Consider the following 18235-nt stretch of genomic DNA (forward strand, 5'->3'; position numbering starts at 1 on the left):
TTCATGTGACTACTTCATGGCCGAGGCCAAGGCCACCACCACGAACATCAGCACAAGCACACCGGCCATGATCCGGTTCCGGGTTTTCGGGTCCACGGCATCGAGCCTAACGGGCCCCGCCGAGTGCCCAGCGGGCGACCGCCTCGTACCGCGGCTGCTCCCCCGGCACCCCGGAGCTCGGCAGGTTGCTGCGGACCAGCACCACCTCGCTCACCGTCCAGGTCGTGCTGGTGAAGCCGCGCAGCAGATCCACGTACGGTCGCACGTCGACCGAGTCCCGGCTCCGCGCCACCGTCAGGTGCGCCCGGTAGCGGCGGTGCTCCTCCATCGGCAGCCCCGCCTTCCGTGCCGCCGCCTCCGCCCGCTCGGCCAGCAGCCGCAGCGACTCCACCTCGCCGTAGGCACCCGTCCACAGGGCCTTGCCGTGCCCGAACTGGCCGCCGCCGGACAGGGCCAGGTCGAAGGGGGCCGTGCGGCGGGCCACGACGGCCAGGCGGTCCGACAGGGCCGGTACGACGTCGTCGGCGACCTCCCCGTAGAAGGCGAGGGTGAAGTGCCAGCCCGGCCGGTTGGTCCAGCGCAGCCCCTGCGAGCCGGGCAGCCTCTTCAACTCGGCCACCTCGGCGGCGAGTTCGTGGACGACGCGCTCCGGCGGGAGCACCGCGGCGAAGAGTCTCATGCCCTCACCTTCGCAGACCCCCGCAGGCACGGGCGCGGGCAACCCACCGCGGCCCGCCCCCCGGCCGGCGGGCCTACGCCGCCGTGGCCAGTTCCTCCCGCTCGCGCGGGACGAAACGGACTCTCGGGTGGCCGTGGTGCCAGCCCAGCGACAGGCGCAGGCCGCCGATGCGGGTCAGGACCAGGCCGATGGCCGCGGCGGCCGCGGCCGAGACGACGCCGCCGAGGACGAAGCCGACACGAGGGCCGTAGGTGTCGGTGACCCAGCCGACGACCGGGGCGCCCAGCGGCGAGCCGCCCATGAAGACCATCATGAACAGGGCCATCACCCGGCCGCGCATGGCCGGGTCGGTGGCCATCTGGACCGAGGTGTTCGCCGTGACGTTCACCGTCAGGCCGCAGACCCCGATCGGGACCATGAGCAGCGCGAACAGCCAGTACGACGGGGCCAGCGCGGCCACGGTCTCCAGCGTGCCGAAGGCCACCGCGGCGGCGATCAGGACGCGCAGCCGTGCCGTGCCGCGGCGGGCGGCCAGCAGGGCGCCGACCAGGGAGCCGACGGCCATCAGGGTGTTGAAGAGGCTGTAGCCGCCGGCGCCGGCGTGGAAGACGTGCTCGGCGTAGGCGGAGAGCCAGACCGGGAAGTTGAAGCCGAAGGTGCCGATGAAGCCGACCAGCACGATCGGCCAGATCAGGTCCGGGCGCCCGGCCACGTACCGCAGGCCTTCGCGCAGCTGGCCCTTGCCGCGCGGGGTGCGCGTGACGACGTGCAGCTCGCGGGCGCGCATCAGGAGCAGGCCGGCGATGGGGGCCGCGAACGACAGGCCGTTGGCGAGGAACGCCCAGCCCGTGCCCACACCGGTGATCATGAGGCCGGCGGCGGCCGGGCCGATCAGGCGGGCGGACTGGAAGTTCGCCGAGTTCAGGCTGACCGCGTTCTGCAGCTGTTCGGGGCCGACCATCTCCGAGACGAAGGACTGCCGGGCCGGGTTGTCCACCACCGTGGCGAGGCCGACGGCGAAGGCGGCCAGGTAGACGTGCCAGACCTGGACGTGTCCGGACAGGGTCAGCGCGGCGAGCGCCAGGCCGGACAGGGCCATCGAGGACTGGGTGACCAGCAGCGTGGGCCGCTTGGGGAGACGGTCGACCAGGACACCGCCGTAGAGGCCGAAGAGCAGCATCGGCAGGAACTGGAGGGCCGTCGTGATGCCCACGGCCGCGGAGGAGCCGGTGAGGCTGAGGACGAGCCAGTCCTGGGCGATGCGCTGCATCCAGGTGCCCGTGTTGGAGACGACCTGGCCCAGGAAGAAGAGGCGGTAGTTCCTGATCCTCAGCGAGCTGAACATCGAGGAGGTCTTGCGGGAATCAGGGGTGGTAGTAGCGGTCGGTGCGGGGGCGGAAGGTGTTCCGGATCCCGTACTCAAACGAGTTCGCCTCCTCCATACAGCGGCTTACAGGTGTGCGAGTTTCTCCAGCACGGGGGCGGCGGCGCGCAAGGACGCCCACTCGTCCTCGTCCAGGCCCTCGACCAGTCCGGCCAGGAACGCGTTGCGCTTGCGGCGGCTCTCTTCGAGCATCGCCTCGGCCTGTTCGGTCTGGGTGACGACCTTCTGGCGCCGGTCCTCGGGGTGCGGCTCCAGCCGGACCAGCCCCTTGGCTTCGAGCAGCGCGACGATGCGGGTCATCGACGGCGGCTGGACGTGCTCCTTGCGGGCGAGTTCGCCCGGCGTGGCCGAGCCGCAGCGGGAGAGCGTGCCGAGCACCGACATCTCGGTGGGGCTTAGCGACTCGTCCACCCGCTGGTGCTTGAGCCGACGGCTCAGCCGCATCACGGCGGAGCGGAGGGAGTTCACGGCGGCTGCGTCGTCGCCATGGGTGAGATCCAGGTCCGGCATGTCCTTAGAGTAACTCATTACTCTCTCTAAAGACCACCGCGACACCGACAGGCTGCCCGTGACCCTGGCCACTGAACCTCTCCATCACCCGTACGAGTGAGTCGATTCCGGAAAGTGACGCACGGGGCGGCCGGATGTGGCGACCCTCGTAGGCATGGGGACCAGTGTGCTCAGCCTGCGGATAGACGGGGAGCTGCTCGAACGGCTCCGGCACCACGCGGCGAAAAGAGGAATGAGCGTCCAGGACTATGTCATCCGGACGCTCATTCGCGACGACTTCGACGTGCGGTTCCAGGCCGCCGTCGAGGAGACGGAGAAGTTCTACGGGGTCTCCGAGCCCCGGCCGATCACGTGAGACCCAGGGCCGGCATCAGGTAGTAGAAGGCGAAGACCGCCGAGACGACGTACATCGCCACCGGGATCTCCCGGAACCGGCCCGCGGCCAGGCGCAGCACCGTGAAGGTGATGAAGCCCATGCCGATGCCGTTGGTGATCGAGTAGGTGAACGGCATCATCAGCATCGTCACGAAGGCCGGGATGGCGATCGTGTAGTCCGCCCAGTCGATCTCCTTGATCGAGTTCGACAGGATCAGGAAGCCGACCGCGATCAGCGCCGGGGTGGCCGCCTGGGACGGGACCATCGTGGCGACCGGGGTGAGGAACAGCGCGACGGCGAAGAGGCCGCCCGTGACGACGTTCGCGAGGCCCGTCCGGGCGCCCTCGCCGACACCGGCCGTGGACTCCACGAACGCGGTCGTGGCCGAGGAGGAGCTGGCGCCGCCCGCCGCGACGGAGAGTCCGTCGATGAACAGGACCTTGTTGATGCCCGGCATGTAGCCCTGGGCGTCGGTCAGCTTGGCCTCGTCGCTGACGCCCATGATCGTGCCCATCGCGTCGAAGAAGCACGACAGCAGGACCGTGAAGACGAACAGGATGCCGGTCAGCAGGCCGACCCGGGAGAAGCCGCCGAACAGGCTGACCTGGCCGACCAGGCCGAAGTCGGGGGTGGAGACCGGGTTGCCCGGCCACTTCGGGACGGTCAGGCCCCAGGAGGAGACCGTGGTGACGGCGTTGATGATCACGGCGAGGACGGTCATGCCGACGATCGAGATCAGGATCGCGCCCGGGGTCTTCCGGACGAGCAGCGCGAAGGTGAGCAGCACGCCGAGGATGAAGACCAGCACGGGCCAGCCGTGCAGATGGCCGCCGACGCCGAGCTGGAGCGGGACGGTGGTCTGGGCGGCGTCGGGCATGCGCGTGACGAAGCCGGAGTCGACCAGGCCGATCAGCATGATGAACAGGCCGATACCGATGGAGATCGCCTTGCGCAGGCCGAACGGCACGGCGTTCATCACGCGCTCGCGCAGGCCGGTGGCGACCAGCAGCATGACCACGAAACCGGCGAGCACGACCATGCCCATGGCGTCCGGCCAGGTCATACGGGGCGCGAGCTGGAGGGCGACGACGGAGTTCACACCGAGGCCGGCGGCGAGCGCGATCGGCACGTTGCCGAAGACGCCCATGAGGAGGGTGGTGAAGGCGGCCGTCAGCGCGGTCGCGGTCACCAGCTGGCCGTTGTCCAGGTGATGCCCGTACATGTCCTTCGCGCTGCTGAGGATGATCGGGTTCAGCACGATGATGTACGCCATGGCGAAGAAGGTGGCGAGACCGCCGCGGATCTCGCGGGCGACGGTGCTGCCGCGCTCGGAGATCTTGAAGTAGCGGTCGAGCGCGCCGTTCGGCGCGCCCTTCTCGGGCGTGGGGGCCTTGGCGGGAGCCGAGGTGGACATGCGGGACCTCATCTCCGACGGGGTTCCCCCGAGCCGCGTTGGAGTTTCATACGAGCAGAAGTGGACAAAGACAAACGGTTTCAGTATGAACGTATGAGTGCTAGATCGCTATCTCCGCGCGTAGACACCGGCGGCGCTTAAGCTGTGCGCATGGCCAAATGGACCCCGAAGCACGAGGCACCGGAGCCCCTGGAGGGCCCCGTGGTCGCCACCATCACCGGCGGCACGATCGTGTGGTTCGTGCTCTTCCTGGTCCAGCTGCCGTTCTACGGCTGGTTCCACGACCACGGTCACCTGTGGTGGCTGTGGACCTGCCTGGCCGGAGGCGGACTGGGGCTGATCGGGATCTGGTACGTCAGGAAGCGCGACGCCGCGATCAAACGGGCGGCGGCGCTGAAGGCGACGACGCCGAAGTAGCCGTACCGTCGATGACATGACCCACATAGACGCGGGCGCCGAACTCGACCCCGTGCATCCGGTGGCCCTGCCGATGACCAGGTCGGCCGGGCTGACCGGTGCCGAGGTGGCGGACCGCGTCAGACGCGAGCAGGTCAACGACGTTCCCGTGCGCAGCAGCCGGTCGCTCGGCGAGATCGTGCGGGCCAACGTCTTCACCCGGTTCAACGCGATCATCGGCGTGCTCTGGGTGATCATGCTGTGCGTCGCGCCGATCCAGGACAGCCTGTTCGGCTTCGTGATCCTCGCCAACACCGGCATCGGCATCGTCCAGGAGTGGCGGGCCAAGCAGACCCTCGACTCGCTCGCGGTGATCGGCGAGGCCAGACCGACCGTGCGCAGGGACGGGGCGGCCGTCGAGATCGCGACCGACGAGATCGTGCTCGGCGATCTGATCGAGATCGGCCCCGGGGACAAGATCGTCGTGGACGGGGTGTGCGCCGAGGCCGACGGGCTGGAGATCGACGAGTCGCTGCTCACCGGCGAGGCCGACCCCGTCGTCAAACGCTCCGGCGACCCGGTCATGTCCGGCAGCTTCGTGGTCGCGGGCGGCGGCGCCTTCCAGGCCGCCAAGGTCGGCCGCGAGGCCTACGCCGCCCAGCTCGCCGAGGAGGCCTCCCGCTTCACACTGGTCCACTCCGAGCTGCGCACCGGCATCTCCACGATCCTCAAGTACGTCACCTGGATGATGGTCCCGGCGGCCGTCGGGCTCGTCATCACCCAGCTCGTCGTCAAGAGCAACGACCTGAAGGACGCGGTGGCCCGCACCGTCGGCGGCATCGTCCCGATGGTCCCCGAGGGACTGGTGCTGCTCACCTCCGTCGCCTTCGCGATCGGCGTGATCCGGCTGGGCCGCAAGCAGTGCCTGGTGCAGGAGCTCCCGGCCATCGAGGGGCTGGCCCGCGTCGACACCGTCTGCCTGGACAAGACCGGCACCCTCACCGAGGGCGGCATGGACGTCACCCGGCTCAGGATCCTCGACGGCTACGACGAGACGTACGTGCGCAATGTCCTCGGCGCGCTCGGCGAGTCCGACCCGCGCCCCAACGCCTCCCTCCAGGCGATCATCGACGCCTACCCCGACAGCGAGGAGTGGCGCTGTGTGGAGTCGCTGCCGTTCTCCTCGGCCCGCAAGTACAGCGGGGCCGCGTTCAGCGAGGGCGACGGCGAGACCAGCACCTGGCTGCTGGGCGCCCCCGACGTCCTCCTCGCCGACGGCGACCCGGCCCTGGCCGACACCGAGCGGCTCAACGAGCAGGGGCTGCGGGTGCTGCTGCTGGCCCGCGCCGTGCGCGACCTGGACGACACCGAGCCGGCCCGCGGCGCCCGCGCCGCCGCCCTCGTCGTACTCGAACAGCGGCTGCGGCCGGACGCGGCCGACACCCTGCGCTACTTCGCCGAGCAGGACGTCCGCGCCAAGGTCATCTCCGGGGACAACGCGGTCTCGGTCGGCGCGGTCGCGGCCAAGCTGGGCCTGGAGGGTACGGCGGTGGACGCGCGACGGCTGCCCGGCGACGCGGCGGGGATGGCGCGGGCGCTGGACTCCGGGACGGTCTTCGGGCGGGTCACCCCGCAGCAGAAGCGGGACATGGTGGGCGCGCTCCAGTCCGACGGGCACACGGTCGCGATGACCGGCGACGGCGTGAACGACGTGCTCGCGCTGAAGGACGCGGACATCGGGGTCGCCATGGGCTCCGGTTCGGAGGCGACGCGCGCGGTGGCGCAGATCGTGCTGCTGGACAACAGCTTCGCGAGCCTGCCGTCGGTCGTCGCCGAGGGGCGCCGGGTGATCGGCAACATCACGCGCGTCGCGACGCTGTTCCTGGTGAAGACCGTGTATTCCGTGCTGCTGGCGGTGCTCGTGGTCTGCTGGCAGGTCGAATACCCCTTCCTCCCACGCCACTTGACCATGCTCTCCACCCTCACCATCGGCGTCCCCGCCTTCTTCCTGGCCCTCGCCCCCAACAAGGAGCGCGCGAAACCCCATTTCGTCCGGCGGGTGATGCGGTACTCGATCCCGGGTGGTCTGATGTGCGGCGTGGCGACCTTCGTGACCTATCTGATCGCCCGTCACCACTACGGCGGCAGCGGCGAGTTGGGTGCCGAGACCAGCGCGGCCACGCTGACGCTGTTCCTGATCTCCATGTGGATCCTGGCGATCGTCGCCCGGCCCTACACCTGGTGGCGGGTGACCCTGGTGGCCGCGATGGGCGTGGCGTTCCTGGTGGTCCTGGTCGTCCCGGCCCTGCAGAGCTTCTTCGCGCTGAAGCTGGTGGGCGTGGCCATGCCGTGGACCGCCGTCGGCATCGCGGTGGTGGCGGCGGCCGCCCTGGAGTGGATCTGGAAGTGGGTCGACCGCCGCTTTCCCGACTGAGGGTTACTTGGCCGCCACGTAGACGCCCGTGGCGCTGACGCCGGGCGTGGTGGAGACACCGGTGTAGCTGTAGCGCCAGTAGCCGGAGGCCGAGACGGTCGCCGTCGTCCTCAGGTTGCCGGAGGAGTCCGTCGTCACCGTCTTGACCGTGGTGTACGTGCTCGTGCCGGCCTTGCGGAACTGGAGCTTGACCGGCACGCCGGAGAAGCCGTGGTAGAGGCCGTCCTGCCAGTTGGCGCGGGACAGCTTGCCCGTCGCCGTGAAGCTCTTGCCCTTGGAGACGGACGTCGAGCTCACGCTGGTCGTCAGCTTGGAGTTGCGCTGGACCAGGGTGGTACCGAGGCCGCTCTGGTCCTTGTAGCCGACCTTGCTCATGTCGGGGTTGGTCTGGCTCTGGCCGTTGAAGGCGATGGCCACGGCGCCCACACCCCAGCCGCCGGCCCAGGCGTTCTGCAGGTCGCCGTCGGCCGGGTGGATGTTGACGGAACCCTTGCAGGTGGCCGTCGTCGACGTGGTGGCGGTGCAGGTCGCCGGGTTGTCGCCGTACAGCCGGGGGGCCGTGGCGCTGTAGGTGCCGTGGTAGAGGAAGGCGCCGGTGTAGAAGTCCTTCGCGGCGATGTTCACGGTGGAGCCGTGCGTCAGCGTGTACGCGTACGAGACGCTGACCTGGCTGGTCGTTCCGACCTTGACCGCCTTGGCGATCGAGACGTTCGAGAAGCTGACGTTCAGCGTGTACGGGGCGCCCGAGTTCGGCGCGGCCTGCGCGGCCGGAACTGCGAGGGCGGTGAGGGCCAGGGCGCCGGAGACGGCGGCCACGGTGGCGCGAATGCGCATGCGTTCCCCTGAGGGAGAAGTGATCGTGGAGTCGGTTGACTCGTGCGATCAGATCCGCGACCCCAGGGGCTGGTTGTACTACAGGAACGATTTCCGGCCAGATTTGGGGCGGGGATTGCCTGATCATGGCATAGGCAATGCCTGCCGGGGTGCTCAGCTGCTCGTCGAACCGACAGGCCGACGTACGGCGGGCAAGTGGGTCGGGTTCGGCAAAGACTTCGATGTGAGCACGGGCCCGTGGGAGCTGTGCCTACTCGACCGATCGACGGGCCGCGCGAGCATCGAGCGGTACTCGACTGCACCGCATTGAGGATCGGATCGGGGCGCTCCCCTGCCAGGAAACAGTGGGAGCCGCCCCGTGCGGGCACCTGGCCGCCGTCAGTCGAACCAGCGGTCCCTGGCCAGTTCCTCCGTTCTGGACGGGTCTTCCAGGAGGGCGGCCACCTCGAAGCGTCGGGGCCACTGGCCCGCCGCCCAGGCCAGGCCGGCCGCGACGCCCTCCAGGGTGGCCGCGTGCAGCACCCCGTCATCGGTGAGCCGCCAGTCGATCTCCACGGCGTCCACGACGAGTTCCTCGTGCTCGACGTACGTCTGAGGCGTGCGCGGTCCGAGCAGCACCCGCACCGGCTCCGGTACGTCGTGCTCGGTGCCCTCCGAGTGCACCTCGCCGGTGACGGACTCGCTCAGCCGCCGTACCTGGAACAGCTCCGCCAGCTCGGCGGCCCGGGCGGGCCGGACCGGCAGCAGCGGCACGCCGGAGGTGAAGGGCAGCAGGTCGGGTGAGTCGACCACGACGGCCTCGGTGGCGTCCACGACCGTCACCCGCCCGTCGACCACGGCCCGCAGCTCGTCCGGCAGGGTCACCTGCTCGGGGTCCAGGTCCGCCAACGCGCCGTACAGACCGTGCAGTTGGGCCGAGGAGACGGGACGCGACGGGTCGGCCAGGCGGTCCAGCAGTTCGGCGGCGCCGCCGGGCTCGTCCAGCAGGGCCGCGACCGAGGTGCGTACCCCGAGGGCGCGCAGCACCTGCTCGTCCTCGAACCCGGTCGCATCGGCCTCGTCGTACAGGCCGTGCAGGAGGGGGTCGCCGCCGGCGGCGAGCAGGCCCGCCGGGCGGCGGCCGTCGAGGACCGGGTGGCCGCGCAGCCACCAGGCGGTGTACGGCCGTACGACCTCGTGGGTGCCGTCGGGAAGCAGGACGCGGACCGGCTGGGTGAGGGCGTCCCGCAGCGGCCGCTGGGCGAGCAGGGCGAGCGCCTCGGGCCAGTGGTCGTCGTCCACCAGGTCCAGGTCGCGTACGGCGACCAGTTCGGTGGCGACCGGCGGTACGGGGCTGTCCGGGAAGCGGTCGAGGATGTCCTCGCACCACACGTCGACGGCGTCCAGCAGCCCGGCGTCGTCGGGCTCGGCGAAGTCGCCCTCCCGGGGCTCCAGTTCGTCGGGGTCGAGGACCACGTCGGTGGCCCGGACCAACGCGAAGCCGGCGAGCACCCCGCAGGCGGTGAGCGGCTGTTCGCCCCACTTGTCGGCCAGGTCCTGGTCCACGGCGGCCAGTTCGCCGTCGCGGATGACGCGGGCGAAGGGGCTGCCGGGGAACACCAGCTCACCGGCGGGCGCGAGTTCGCCGTCCTCGTCGGGCAGCGCGAGGGCGCCCAGCCAGGGCTCGTCACCGGGCTCCAGCCCCGCGTCGCGCACCAAGGCCAGGACGGTGTCGGCCAGTTCCTCGGCGTCGGGCGCGTCCTGCTCCCAGCCGATGCCCTCGTCCTCCAGCGAGGCGGCGACGGCGGCCCGCACCTGCGGGGTGGTGAGCACCGCGCGCGGGGTGGCGGGCAGGGCGCCCAGCTTCTCCAGCAGCGGGTGCGCTGCGTCCTCGTGGGCGACCTTCAGCCCGAGCCGGCCGAGGACGTCCGGGTGGATCAGGGCCGCGTCGGGGGTGGGGAGGAGGACCTGGCGGGGGCCGATGGTGGTCCGGCCGTCGGCCAGTGGCACGGGCAGCCCGGACAGGCGGTCCGGATCGACCCCGGCGAGGCTGTCGTAGAGCCGCCACCACCAGTCGGGGTCCTTCTCCAGTCCGGCGAGGCGGTCGACGGCGTCGGCGAGGGACAGCCGGGCGACGCCCAGGCTGCGCAGCTCGGAACGTCGTTCCAGGCCCGCGGGCAGCAGGGTGGGCAGCACCTCGGCGAGCACCCGGACGGTGTCCGCCCCGGCGCCCTCCACGATCTCCGCGTCCCGGGGCCGCAGCACCTCGGGCAGCTCGTCCTCGCCGCTCGGCGCGAGCGCCGGGGGCAGGAAGGCGGTGCGCGGCAGCCGCTCCAGCACGGCCTGCCGCAGGGCACCGTCCAGCGCGCCCTTGCCCAGCGGGCCGGGCACGAGGTCGATGATCCCGTCCGTCACCGGCCGCCAGGCGGCGAGGAGTTCGGTGTACGCGTCGGCCGCGCGCTGCACCAGGAAGTCGGTGAGCGGGCCGGGGGCCGCGTGCCGGCGGGTGGTGTCGAGCGGGAAGGAGGCGATGAGCAGGGCCGGGACGCCGAGCGGCTCGTCGCTCGGGGTGGGCGCGTGCACGACGGGCGCGGTGCGCGGCCGCACGGGCCGCCCGGCCTCGTCCTCGGGCACCGCCCAGGTGACGGACCAGTGCGGCCGCAGCCGCTCCTCCACGGGCCGGTCGGCGAGCAGGTCGGCGGCGAGCGCGCCGTGAGCGGAGACGCTGCGCCACCGCGTCGTGCCCTCCCGCGAGTCCTCCACGACGGTGACGGCGCCGTCGGCGGCGCTGGTACGGCGGCGCAGGACGCGCGGCTCCCGGCCGTCGACCTCGATGACGACCTCCGCCAGGCCCGGCAGGGCGAGGAGCAGCGCGTCGTCCACGGCGTCGAGGAGCCGCTCGGCGAGGTCGGCGGCGGCCGTGTCCCGCAGCGGCAGGATGACGGCGGTGTCGTACGACTCCGGCGCGGTGCCCTCGGCGGCGAACGGCAGCCGGAGCAGCGGCACATGGCCGTCCCGGCGCCGGACCTCGTCGCCCAGCCCCGGGCTGTGCCGGGCGGTCTCGGCGGCCAGCTCCCGCGCCTCGGCGAGCGACCAGCGCACCCCGCCGTGGCGTCCCACGATCGCGGGCTCGTCCGTCACCGCGATGACGGCGGCGAACCCGACGCCGAACCGGCCCACGGCGCTGCGGGCGCCCTCGGCGTCCCGCTTGGCGGAGGCCCGCAGCGTGGACAGCGACTCGACACCGGCGGCGTCCAGCGGGGCACCGGTGTTGGCGGCGACGAGGACGCCGCCCTGGAGGGTGAGCCGCAGCCGGCCCGGGGCGTGCGCACGTGCGGCGGCGTCGGCGGCGTTCTGCGCCAGCTCCACGACCAGCCGGTCCCGGTAGCCGCCCAGGACCAGGTCCTCCTCGGCGTTGGCGTCCTCCCGGAACCGGGCGGGGCTGGTGGCCCAGGCGTCGAGCACACCGCGCCGCAGCCGGGCGGTGCCGAAGGGGTCGGCGCCCTCGGCCGCCGGCCGCACGTACTTGCTGCTCACGTTCACTCTCCACCTCGTCGCTGTGAGGACGAAGGTACAGCGCGCACGGGGTGGCCGGGGCCCGGGTGGCGGGCGGCAGGGCGGCGGGCCCGGGCCGGTCGCCTCAGCCGCCGAGCACGGGCAGGGAGAGGTGGCAGTCGACGGGCTGCGCGTGGGCGGGGTCGAGGGCGTCGCGCACGAGTTGGGCGGCGTTGGCGTCGTACGCGAGCGAGACGTGCTCGGAGAGGTCCTGCGGGCAGACCTCCTGGATCAGGATGTTCTTGACGGTCGCGCCCGGTCCCGCGGTCAGGAACTGGTGGGTGTACGGGGTGACGACCTCGTCGAGCCGGGTGGCGATGACGGTGTAGGCGACGCCGGGCTGGGTGTCCCCGCCCCGGTCCAGGGCCGTGTTCACGTCGGAGCCGACCATCTGGTCCGCGTAGGCCTGGCCGAGGAGGAGCGAGACGGGCTGGTTGAGGCCCAGCTCGGTGGTGAGGGTGCCGAGTCCGGAGGCGGTCGTGCCGTGGTTGGACGGCGCCAGCCCGATGAGGCTGTGCACCTTGTTCCGCCGCGGATGCGCGGGATCCGTGCCGCCCGCGAACCGCAGGTACCAGCGGGGCGTCAGACCGCCGCCCTGGGAGTGCCCGACGAGGTCGACCTGGTCGGCACCGGTGGCTTTGAGCACGCGGTCGACATAGGCGGCGATCTGCCCGGCGGACACCGGGACGTGCGCTGTGGCCTTGACCGGACTGCCGGGTGCCCCGCCGTAGTTGACGGCGAAGACGCAGTAGCCCAGCCCCTTCAGGTACGGGGCCATGAGGCCCCAGTCGTCATGGGCGTTCGCCCAGGTCCCGTGGACCAGGACGACCGGGCGCGGATGCGTGCGCGTCGGCTTGCAGCTCCAGTCGTCGGCGCCGGCCGGCGGCGACTCCGGCCGGACGAGCCCCTCGATCGCCGCCAGCGGGAAGGCGAGGAGCCGCCCGTGCGGTGCCGGGGGCGGGGGCCCGGCGGCCGCGGCCGCCGCCCCCTGAAGACCCAGGGCCAGCGAAAGGGCCGCGAGCCCCGCACCGACCGCCGACCACCTGATGCGCCGCATGGCACCACTCCTCGCCTCAAGGCCGGCCGAGTGCCGACGCGGCGATGATCGAAGAGCGGGGCGCCCCGCGGAGGGCCGGAGCGGGCACGTCACCCCTTATGGAGCAGCGCGTTTCATCCGGTCAGCGCCCGGAAAAGAGCGACCGTAAACGATCGATTCGTCACTTTTCGCCTCCGGGAACAACTGCGCCCCCGGAGGCCGCCGTTGGGCAGGGCCCGGATCAGGAGCGGCCCGGATCAGGAGTGGCCCAGCTCCGCCGTCTCCTCGTCGGACGTCTCCGGGACCGAGCCCGAGTCGCGGGCGGGGCGCAGCGGGAAGGCGTCGACCTTCGTCTCGTCGATGACCGGCGGGGCCACCTGCGGGGGCTTCGGCATGACCGCGGCCTCGGAGTGGGCGCCGCAGCCGTAGGCGAGGGAGACCACGCGGCCGTCGGCCGGGGCGAACTCGTTGGCGCACACGCCGAAGGCCTGGCCCAGCGAGCCGCCGATCGGGGCGAGGAAGCCGCAGGTCATGCACGTGGCCGGGGCCGCCTGGGCCATCGGGGTCCGCGCGCCGAAGGCCTCGTCCCAGCGGTCGGCCGCGGTGTGCAGGCCGTAGCGGGACAGGACGCGGGCGCGGCGCATGCCCAGTTCCTCGGCGACCGAGGCGATCGAGCCGCGGGTGGGGACCGTGAGCTGGACGGCCGGGGCACCGGGGGTGACCTCGGCGTCCTCCGCGTCCGCCAGCTCCTCCATCTCGTGGGAGACCAGCGCGTTCGGCGGGGGCTCCTCCTCGGCCGTGTAGCCGGGCTCCAGGCGCAGGTCCTCCTGGTCCGTGGGCAGCAGGTCGCCCGGGCCGAGGTCGCCGGGGCGCAGCCGCTCGCTCCAGGGCACCCATTCGGGGGCGAGGAGGGCGTCGGGGCCGGGGAGCAGGACGGCCTCGTCGAGTGTGACGATCTTGGCACGGGAGGCGCGGGCCACGGTCACCGCCCAGCGCCAGCCGCGGTAGCCCAGCTCCTTGCACTCGAAGAAGTGGGTGACAACGCGGTCGCCCTCGGACACCAGGCCGGTGTGTTCACCGACCACACCGGGTGCGGCGGCCTCCTCGGCGGCGGCGCGGGCGAGGTCGACCGCCTCCGCGCACAGACGGTCGGGGGTGCGGCTTCGCGTTGTCGCTGCGCTCACAGGTATCGCTTCTCTCCTACGCCGTCTCACGTGTGGGCCTGCCTCCGGCGGGCCTGCCGACGGAGCGGACCGTAGGACCGCATCGACGTCTGCATCCGCGCGCTGGGCGCACCTCTGCCATCCATTCTGCGTTATGGCTGAGATACGCACGCTACACCGAACGGGATTCGTGGGTTTTTCCCACCCGCCCACACACCCGGCCCCCGTCCACACACCCGACTCGCCCGACCTCGCACTATCGGCCCGCTTCTCGGGGCACTATGAACGTCGTGGCAGCCGCGGACAAGGCGAGTGGTCGTGGCGGCGGTGCGGCCCGCGTCGGCGGGGCCGCCCGCTCCGTCGGGCGTGCCCTGCACTTCCCCGTCACCGGTGCCGCCCGCGGCATCCGCCGGGCCACGCACGCCCAGGGCGCGGGCGAGTCCGGGCTGGGCAAGCTGATCGAGCTGCACGCCGTGAACGGCGCGGGCGACGTGATGGTCACCGTGGCGCTCGCCTCCACCGTGTTCTTCTCCGTGCCCACCGACGAGGCGCGCGGGCGTGTCGCGCTGTACCTCGCCATCACCATGGCGCCCTTCACCGTTCTCGCCCCGGTCATCGGCCCGCTCCTGGACCGGCTGCCGCACGGGCGGCGCGCCGCGATGGCCGCGGCCATGCTGGCCCGCGCCCTGCTCGCGCTGATCATCTCGGGCGCGGTGGCGAGCGGCGGCCTGGAGCTGTACCCGGCCGCGCTGGGCGTGCTGGTCGCGTCCAAGGCGTACGGCGTGGTCCGCAGCGCCGTCGTACCGCGGCTGCTGCCGCCCCGCTTCTCGCTCGTGAAGGCCAACTCCCGGGTCACCCTCGCCGGCCTGCTGGCCACCGGCGCAGCAGCGCCGGTCGCGGCCGGGCTGCACAGGATCGGGGATCCCTGGCCGCTCTACGGCGCCTTCGTGATCTTCGTCGCGGGAACGTTCCTGTCGTTCACCCTGCCGCCCAAGGTGGACTCGGCCAAGGGCGAGGACCGGGCGCTGCTCGCGGCCGACGAGGAGCATCTGCGGGGGCCGCTCAGGAACCAGCGGGCGAAGCGGCCGGGGCTGCGGACCGTGGGCCCCGCCGTCACGCACGCGCTCGGCGCCAACGCGGCCCTGCGCTGTCTGTCCGGCTTTCTGATCTTCTTCCTCGCGTTCCTGCTCCGCGAGCACCCGCTGACCGGGGAGAGCGCGGCGGTCTCGCTGGGCATCGTCGGCGTCGCCGCCGGCGTGGGCAACGCCCTCGGGACGGCGGTCGGGAACTGGCTGAGATCGCGCGCCCCGGAGATCATCATCGTGACCGTCGTCGCCGTGGTGCTCGGCACCGCGGTCGTGGCCGCCGTGTTCTTCGGCGCGTTCCTCGTGGCCTGCCTCGCCGCGGTCGCCGGGTTCGCCCAGGCCCTCGCCAAGCTGGCCCTGGACGCGCTGATCCAGCGGGACGTGCCCGAGCAGGTGCGCACCTCGGCCTTCGCCCGCTCCGAGACCCTGCTCCAGATGGCCTGGGTGTTCGGCGGCGCGGTCGGCATCGTGCTGCCGCTCGACGGCACCGTCGGCCTGCTGATCGGCGCCGCGTTCGTCGCCGTCGGCTGGCTCACCACGCTGCGCGGACTGCTCGCCTCCGCCCGCCACGGGGGCCGTCCCAGGGCCCGCGTGGCGTAACGAACCGGGCACGCCGTACCCCACGTGGCCGGACGGCTCCGGGCGCCCGATAGCCTTCGGCCATGACCACGCTGCAATCCGCTGTGCGACGCCGCCGCGCCGTCGCCGCCGCCGGCGCCGTTTCCGCCGGACTGCTTCTGCTGACGGCCTGCGAGAAGCCGACGCCCGTCGCGACGATCACCGTCGGACGAAGCTCGGTCAACTCCGAGGCACTCTGCTACAACGACGGCGACACGCTGGACAACAAGTCGCTCGCGAAGTGCGCCAAGAAGATCAACGACGTCAAGTCGATCACGGTCGACACGGACGACACCGTCCGCTTCGGCGTCGACCCGAAGATCGCCGACGCGGGCTGGGTCATCCTGGTGAACGGCCGCCAGTTCACCGACTCCAGCAAGAAGACGTACCGCACGATCCCGGGCAGCGCGTTCTTCAACGCCCAGTACGGCACCCAGGGCGACACCAACACGGTCTCCATCCAGATGGGCGCCACCAGCCCGGGCAAGGGCCTGTGGGCCTTCAAGCTGAAGAAGGCCTCCTGACCACGTCTTCCACGCCTGCCGCGCGCATCCTCGTCGCCACCGCCGTCCCCGCCGAACGGGACGCGGTGGCACGGGCGTTCCGCCCGCCGGACTCCCCCGTCGAACACGTCGGCCTGCCCGGCGCGGAGCTGACGCGTACGGCGCATTCGGCGCGTACGGCCGGAGTCTGGGACCTGCTCGCCGCCGGGGTCGGACCGGCGCGCGCCGCCGCCTCCGTCGCCGCCGCGCTCACCGCGGCCCGGCTCGCCGGCACCCCCTACGACCTGGTCGTCTCGGCCGGGATCGGCGGCGGCTTCCCGCCCGGCGCCCCCGTCGGCTCGCTCGTCGTCGCCGACCGGATCACCGTCGCCGACCTGGGCGCCCAGACCGCCGACGGCTTCCTCCCGGTCACCGAACTCGGCTTCGGCACCATCCACCACGACCCGCCGAGATCACTCGTACGGGTTGCCTGCCAGGCCACCGGCGCCCCCGCCGGCACGATCCTCACCGTCTCCACCGTCACCGGCTCCGCCGCCCGCACGGCCGAACTGCGCACCCGGCACCCCCGCGCGCTCGCCGAGGGCATGGAGGGCTTCGGGGTGGCGGAGGCGGCCGACGCGCACGGGACGGCCGTCCTGGAGATCCGCGCGGTCTCCAACCCGGTCGGCCCGCGCGACCGCGCCGCGTGGCGCATCGGCGACGCCCTCGCCGCCCTCACCGAGGCGTTCGGGAAGCTCGCCCCCGCATTGGAGAGTTGGAACCGACATGACGACCAGTGAGCGCCAGCAGACGCTGAAGATCGCGTACTCCCCCTGCCCGAACGACACCTTCGTCTTCGACGCCCTCGCCCACGGCCGCGTCCCCGGCGCCCCCGCGCTGGACGTGACGTTCGCCGACATCGACATCACCAACGGCATGGCCGAGCGCGGCGAGTTCGACGTGCTGAAGGTGTCGTACGCCGTCCTGCCCTACGTCCTCGGCGAGTACGCCCTGCTGCCGTGCGGCGGCGCGCTGGGCCGGGGCTGCGGGCCGCTCGTGCTCACGCGCGAGGCGGACGCGGACCTGACGGGCCGCACCGTCGCGGTCCCGAGCGAGAGGTCGACGGCGTACCTGCTCTTCCGCCTCTGGGCAGCCGACACCCTCCCGGGAGGGGTCGGCGAGATCGTGGTCATGCCGTTCCACGAGATCATGCCGGCCGTGCGGGACGGCAAGGTGGACGCCGGGCTGGTCATCCACGAGGCCCGCTTCACCTACCAGAACTACGGGCTGCACAAGCTCGCCGACATGGGCGAGCACTGGGAGCACACCACCGGGCTGCCCATCCCGCTGGGCGCGATCATCGCCAAGCGCTCGCTGGGCGCGGACACGCTGACGCGGCTCGCCGAGTCCGTGCGCACCTCCGTGCGGGCCGCCTGGGACGACCCCGAGGCCTCCCGGCCGTACGTCATGGCCCACGCCCAGGAGATGGACCCGGCCGTCGCCGACCAGCACATCGGCCTCTACGTCAACGAGTTCACCGCCGCCCTCGGCGAGGACGGCTACGCCGCGATCCGCGGCCTGCTCACACGCGCGGCGGCCGAGGGGCTGCTGCCCGCACTCCCGCCCGAGGCGCTCTCGTTCCCCTGACGCGCAGCACAGCCGCGACGGAGTCCGGCACAGCCGTCCGCGGCCCGCGCAGCGGCGACGGACAAAAGCGCCGCCGCGATCCGCGGCCTGCTCACACGCGCGGCGGCCGAGGGGCTTGTTCCGCCCCTCGGCCCGGATGCGCTCGCTTTTCCCCGAGGTTTCCCCGAGGTCTCACACGTCCAGCTGGTCGGCGACCGCGCGGAGCAGGCCGGCGATCTTCTTGCCGGAGACCTTGTCCGGGTAACGGCCCTTCTCCAGCATCGGCGTGATGTTCTCCAGAAGGGTCGTCAGGTCCTGCACGATCGAGGCCAGTTCGTCCGGCTTCTTGCGCTGGGCCGCCGCGACCGACGGGGTCGGGTCGAGAACCGTCACCGAGAGCGCCTGGTCACCGCGCTGACCGGCGACGACGCCGAACTCCACGCGCTGTCCCGGCTTGAGTACGTCGACTCCGTCGGGGAGAACCGAGGAATGGACGAAGACGTCACCGCCGTCGTCGCGGGAGAGAAAGCCGAAGCCCTTCTCGCTGTTGAACCACTTGACCTTGCCGGTAGGCACGTCTGTCCTCGTCCTCGTATCTCGTCGGGAAAACTACTTCGGAAACGGCTCTCGATAGCACGCGAGCGGGTCGCCCGTGACCCGCTGC

General features: G+C 72.1%; 16 protein-coding genes and 1 pseudogene. 8 read left to right on the forward strand and 9 right to left on the reverse strand.

Annotated features, from left to right (window positions below; genetic code table 11):
- Positions 1–106: 106 nt before the first annotated feature.
- The 3 genes from thpR to ACZ4MF_RS09180 all read right to left on the reverse strand — a co-directional run bounded on the left by thpR (position 107) and on the right by ACZ4MF_RS09180 (position 2573).
- Positions 107–679 (reverse strand): RNA 2',3'-cyclic phosphodiesterase, encoded by a 573-nt coding sequence (gene thpR, locus ACZ4MF_RS09170; RefSeq protein ID WP_467491253.1) that lies wholly within the window; start codon positions 677–679, stop codon positions 107–109.
- Between the two features lie 73 nt (positions 680–752).
- The gene (locus ACZ4MF_RS09175) at positions 753–2102 is read right to left on the reverse strand and encodes an MFS transporter (protein WP_467491255.1); all 1350 of its coding nucleotides are present in this window, start codon (positions 2100–2102) and stop codon (positions 753–755) included.
- A gap of 27 nt (positions 2103–2129) precedes the next feature.
- Positions 2130–2573, reverse strand: a complete 444-nt coding sequence (locus ACZ4MF_RS09180; protein ID WP_071372570.1) for a MarR family winged helix-turn-helix transcriptional regulator — start codon at positions 2571–2573, stop codon at positions 2130–2132.
- A 154-nt stretch (positions 2574–2727) separates the two neighbouring features.
- On the opposite strand from ACZ4MF_RS09180, the gene ACZ4MF_RS09185 reads away from it, so the two are divergent.
- Positions 2728–2928 (forward strand): ribbon-helix-helix protein, CopG family, encoded by a 201-nt coding sequence (locus ACZ4MF_RS09185; RefSeq protein ID WP_467491258.1) that lies wholly within the window; start codon positions 2728–2730, stop codon positions 2926–2928.
- Here ACZ4MF_RS09185 and ACZ4MF_RS09190 read toward each other — a convergent pair.
- Entirely contained in the window at positions 2921–4363 is a 1443-nt protein-coding gene (locus tag ACZ4MF_RS09190; protein ID WP_071382144.1) for an NCS2 family permease, read from the reverse strand. The two genes, ACZ4MF_RS09185 and ACZ4MF_RS09190, sit on opposite strands and share 8 nt — an antisense overlap.
- Before the next feature lie 150 nt (positions 4364–4513).
- On the opposite strand from ACZ4MF_RS09190, the gene ACZ4MF_RS09195 reads away from it, so the two are divergent.
- Entirely contained in the window at positions 4514–4780 is a 267-nt protein-coding gene (locus ACZ4MF_RS09195; RefSeq protein WP_071382145.1) for a DUF2530 domain-containing protein, read from the forward strand.
- Positions 4781–4796: 16 nt separating this feature from the next.
- The gene (locus ACZ4MF_RS09200; RefSeq protein ID WP_467491260.1) at positions 4797–7193 is read left to right on the forward strand and encodes an HAD-IC family P-type ATPase; all 2397 of its coding nucleotides are present in this window, start codon (positions 4797–4799) and stop codon (positions 7191–7193) included.
- 3 nt (positions 7194–7196) lie between these two features.
- On the opposite strand, the gene ACZ4MF_RS09205 is transcribed toward ACZ4MF_RS09200, so the two are convergent.
- Complete coding sequence (locus ACZ4MF_RS09205) at positions 7197–8027, reverse strand: hypothetical protein (RefSeq protein WP_467491262.1); 831 nt, start codon at positions 8025–8027, stop codon at positions 7197–7199.
- Positions 8028–8181: 154 nt separating this feature from the next.
- Here ACZ4MF_RS09205 and ACZ4MF_RS09210 point away from each other — a divergent pair.
- Positions 8182–8337 (forward strand): annotated as a pseudogene (locus ACZ4MF_RS09210) (XRE family transcriptional regulator); the annotation flags it as partial.
- A gap of 68 nt (positions 8338–8405) precedes the next feature.
- On the opposite strand, the gene ACZ4MF_RS09215 reads toward ACZ4MF_RS09210, so the two are convergent.
- The 3 genes from ACZ4MF_RS09215 to ACZ4MF_RS09225 form a co-directional block, all read right to left on the reverse strand.
- Positions 8406–11543, reverse strand: coding sequence for a sacsin N-terminal ATP-binding-like domain-containing protein (locus ACZ4MF_RS09215; protein WP_467491263.1), 3138 nt, complete (start codon positions 11541–11543; stop codon positions 8406–8408).
- 103 nt (positions 11544–11646) lie between these two features.
- Positions 11647–12618: an esterase/lipase family protein gene (locus ACZ4MF_RS09220; RefSeq protein ID WP_467491265.1), complete on the reverse strand. Its 972-nt coding sequence runs from the start codon at positions 12616–12618 to the stop codon at positions 11647–11649.
- Positions 12619–12854: 236 nt separating this feature from the next.
- Complete coding sequence (locus ACZ4MF_RS09225; RefSeq protein ID WP_467491267.1) at positions 12855–13781, reverse strand: DUF3027 domain-containing protein; 927 nt, start codon at positions 13779–13781, stop codon at positions 12855–12857.
- A 260-nt stretch (positions 13782–14041) separates the two neighbouring features.
- On the opposite strand from ACZ4MF_RS09225, the gene ACZ4MF_RS09230 reads away from it, so the two are divergent.
- From ACZ4MF_RS09230 to ACZ4MF_RS09245, 4 genes are all read left to right on the forward strand, one after another.
- Positions 14042–15445 (forward strand): MFS transporter, encoded by a 1404-nt coding sequence (locus ACZ4MF_RS09230; protein ID WP_467491269.1) that lies wholly within the window; start codon positions 14042–14044, stop codon positions 15443–15445.
- Positions 15446–15507: 62 nt separating this feature from the next.
- Positions 15508–15987, forward strand: a complete 480-nt coding sequence (locus tag ACZ4MF_RS09235; RefSeq protein WP_467491271.1) for a DUF2771 domain-containing protein — start codon at positions 15508–15510, stop codon at positions 15985–15987.
- On the forward strand, positions 15957–16745 hold the full coding sequence (locus tag ACZ4MF_RS09240; RefSeq protein ID WP_467491273.1) for a futalosine hydrolase: 789 nt from the start codon (positions 15957–15959) through the stop codon (positions 16743–16745). The genes ACZ4MF_RS09235 and ACZ4MF_RS09240 overlap by 31 nt, the downstream gene beginning before the upstream one ends.
- Positions 16732–17592 carry a 1,4-dihydroxy-6-naphthoate synthase gene (locus tag ACZ4MF_RS09245; RefSeq protein WP_467491275.1) on the forward strand — a complete coding sequence of 287 codons (861 nt, stop codon included), beginning with the start codon at positions 16732–16734 and terminating at the stop codon, positions 17590–17592. The genes ACZ4MF_RS09240 and ACZ4MF_RS09245 overlap by 14 nt, the downstream gene beginning before the upstream one ends.
- A gap of 171 nt (positions 17593–17763) precedes the next feature.
- Here the strand turns inward: ACZ4MF_RS09245 and ACZ4MF_RS09250 are convergent, their stop codons facing one another.
- Positions 17764–18147 carry a cold-shock protein gene (locus tag ACZ4MF_RS09250; protein WP_071372560.1) on the reverse strand — a complete coding sequence of 128 codons (384 nt, stop codon included), beginning with the start codon at positions 18145–18147 and terminating at the stop codon, positions 17764–17766.
- Positions 18148–18235: the final 88 nt, after the last annotated feature.

The organism is Streptomyces sp. NPDC025793, from assembly GCF_055558375.1.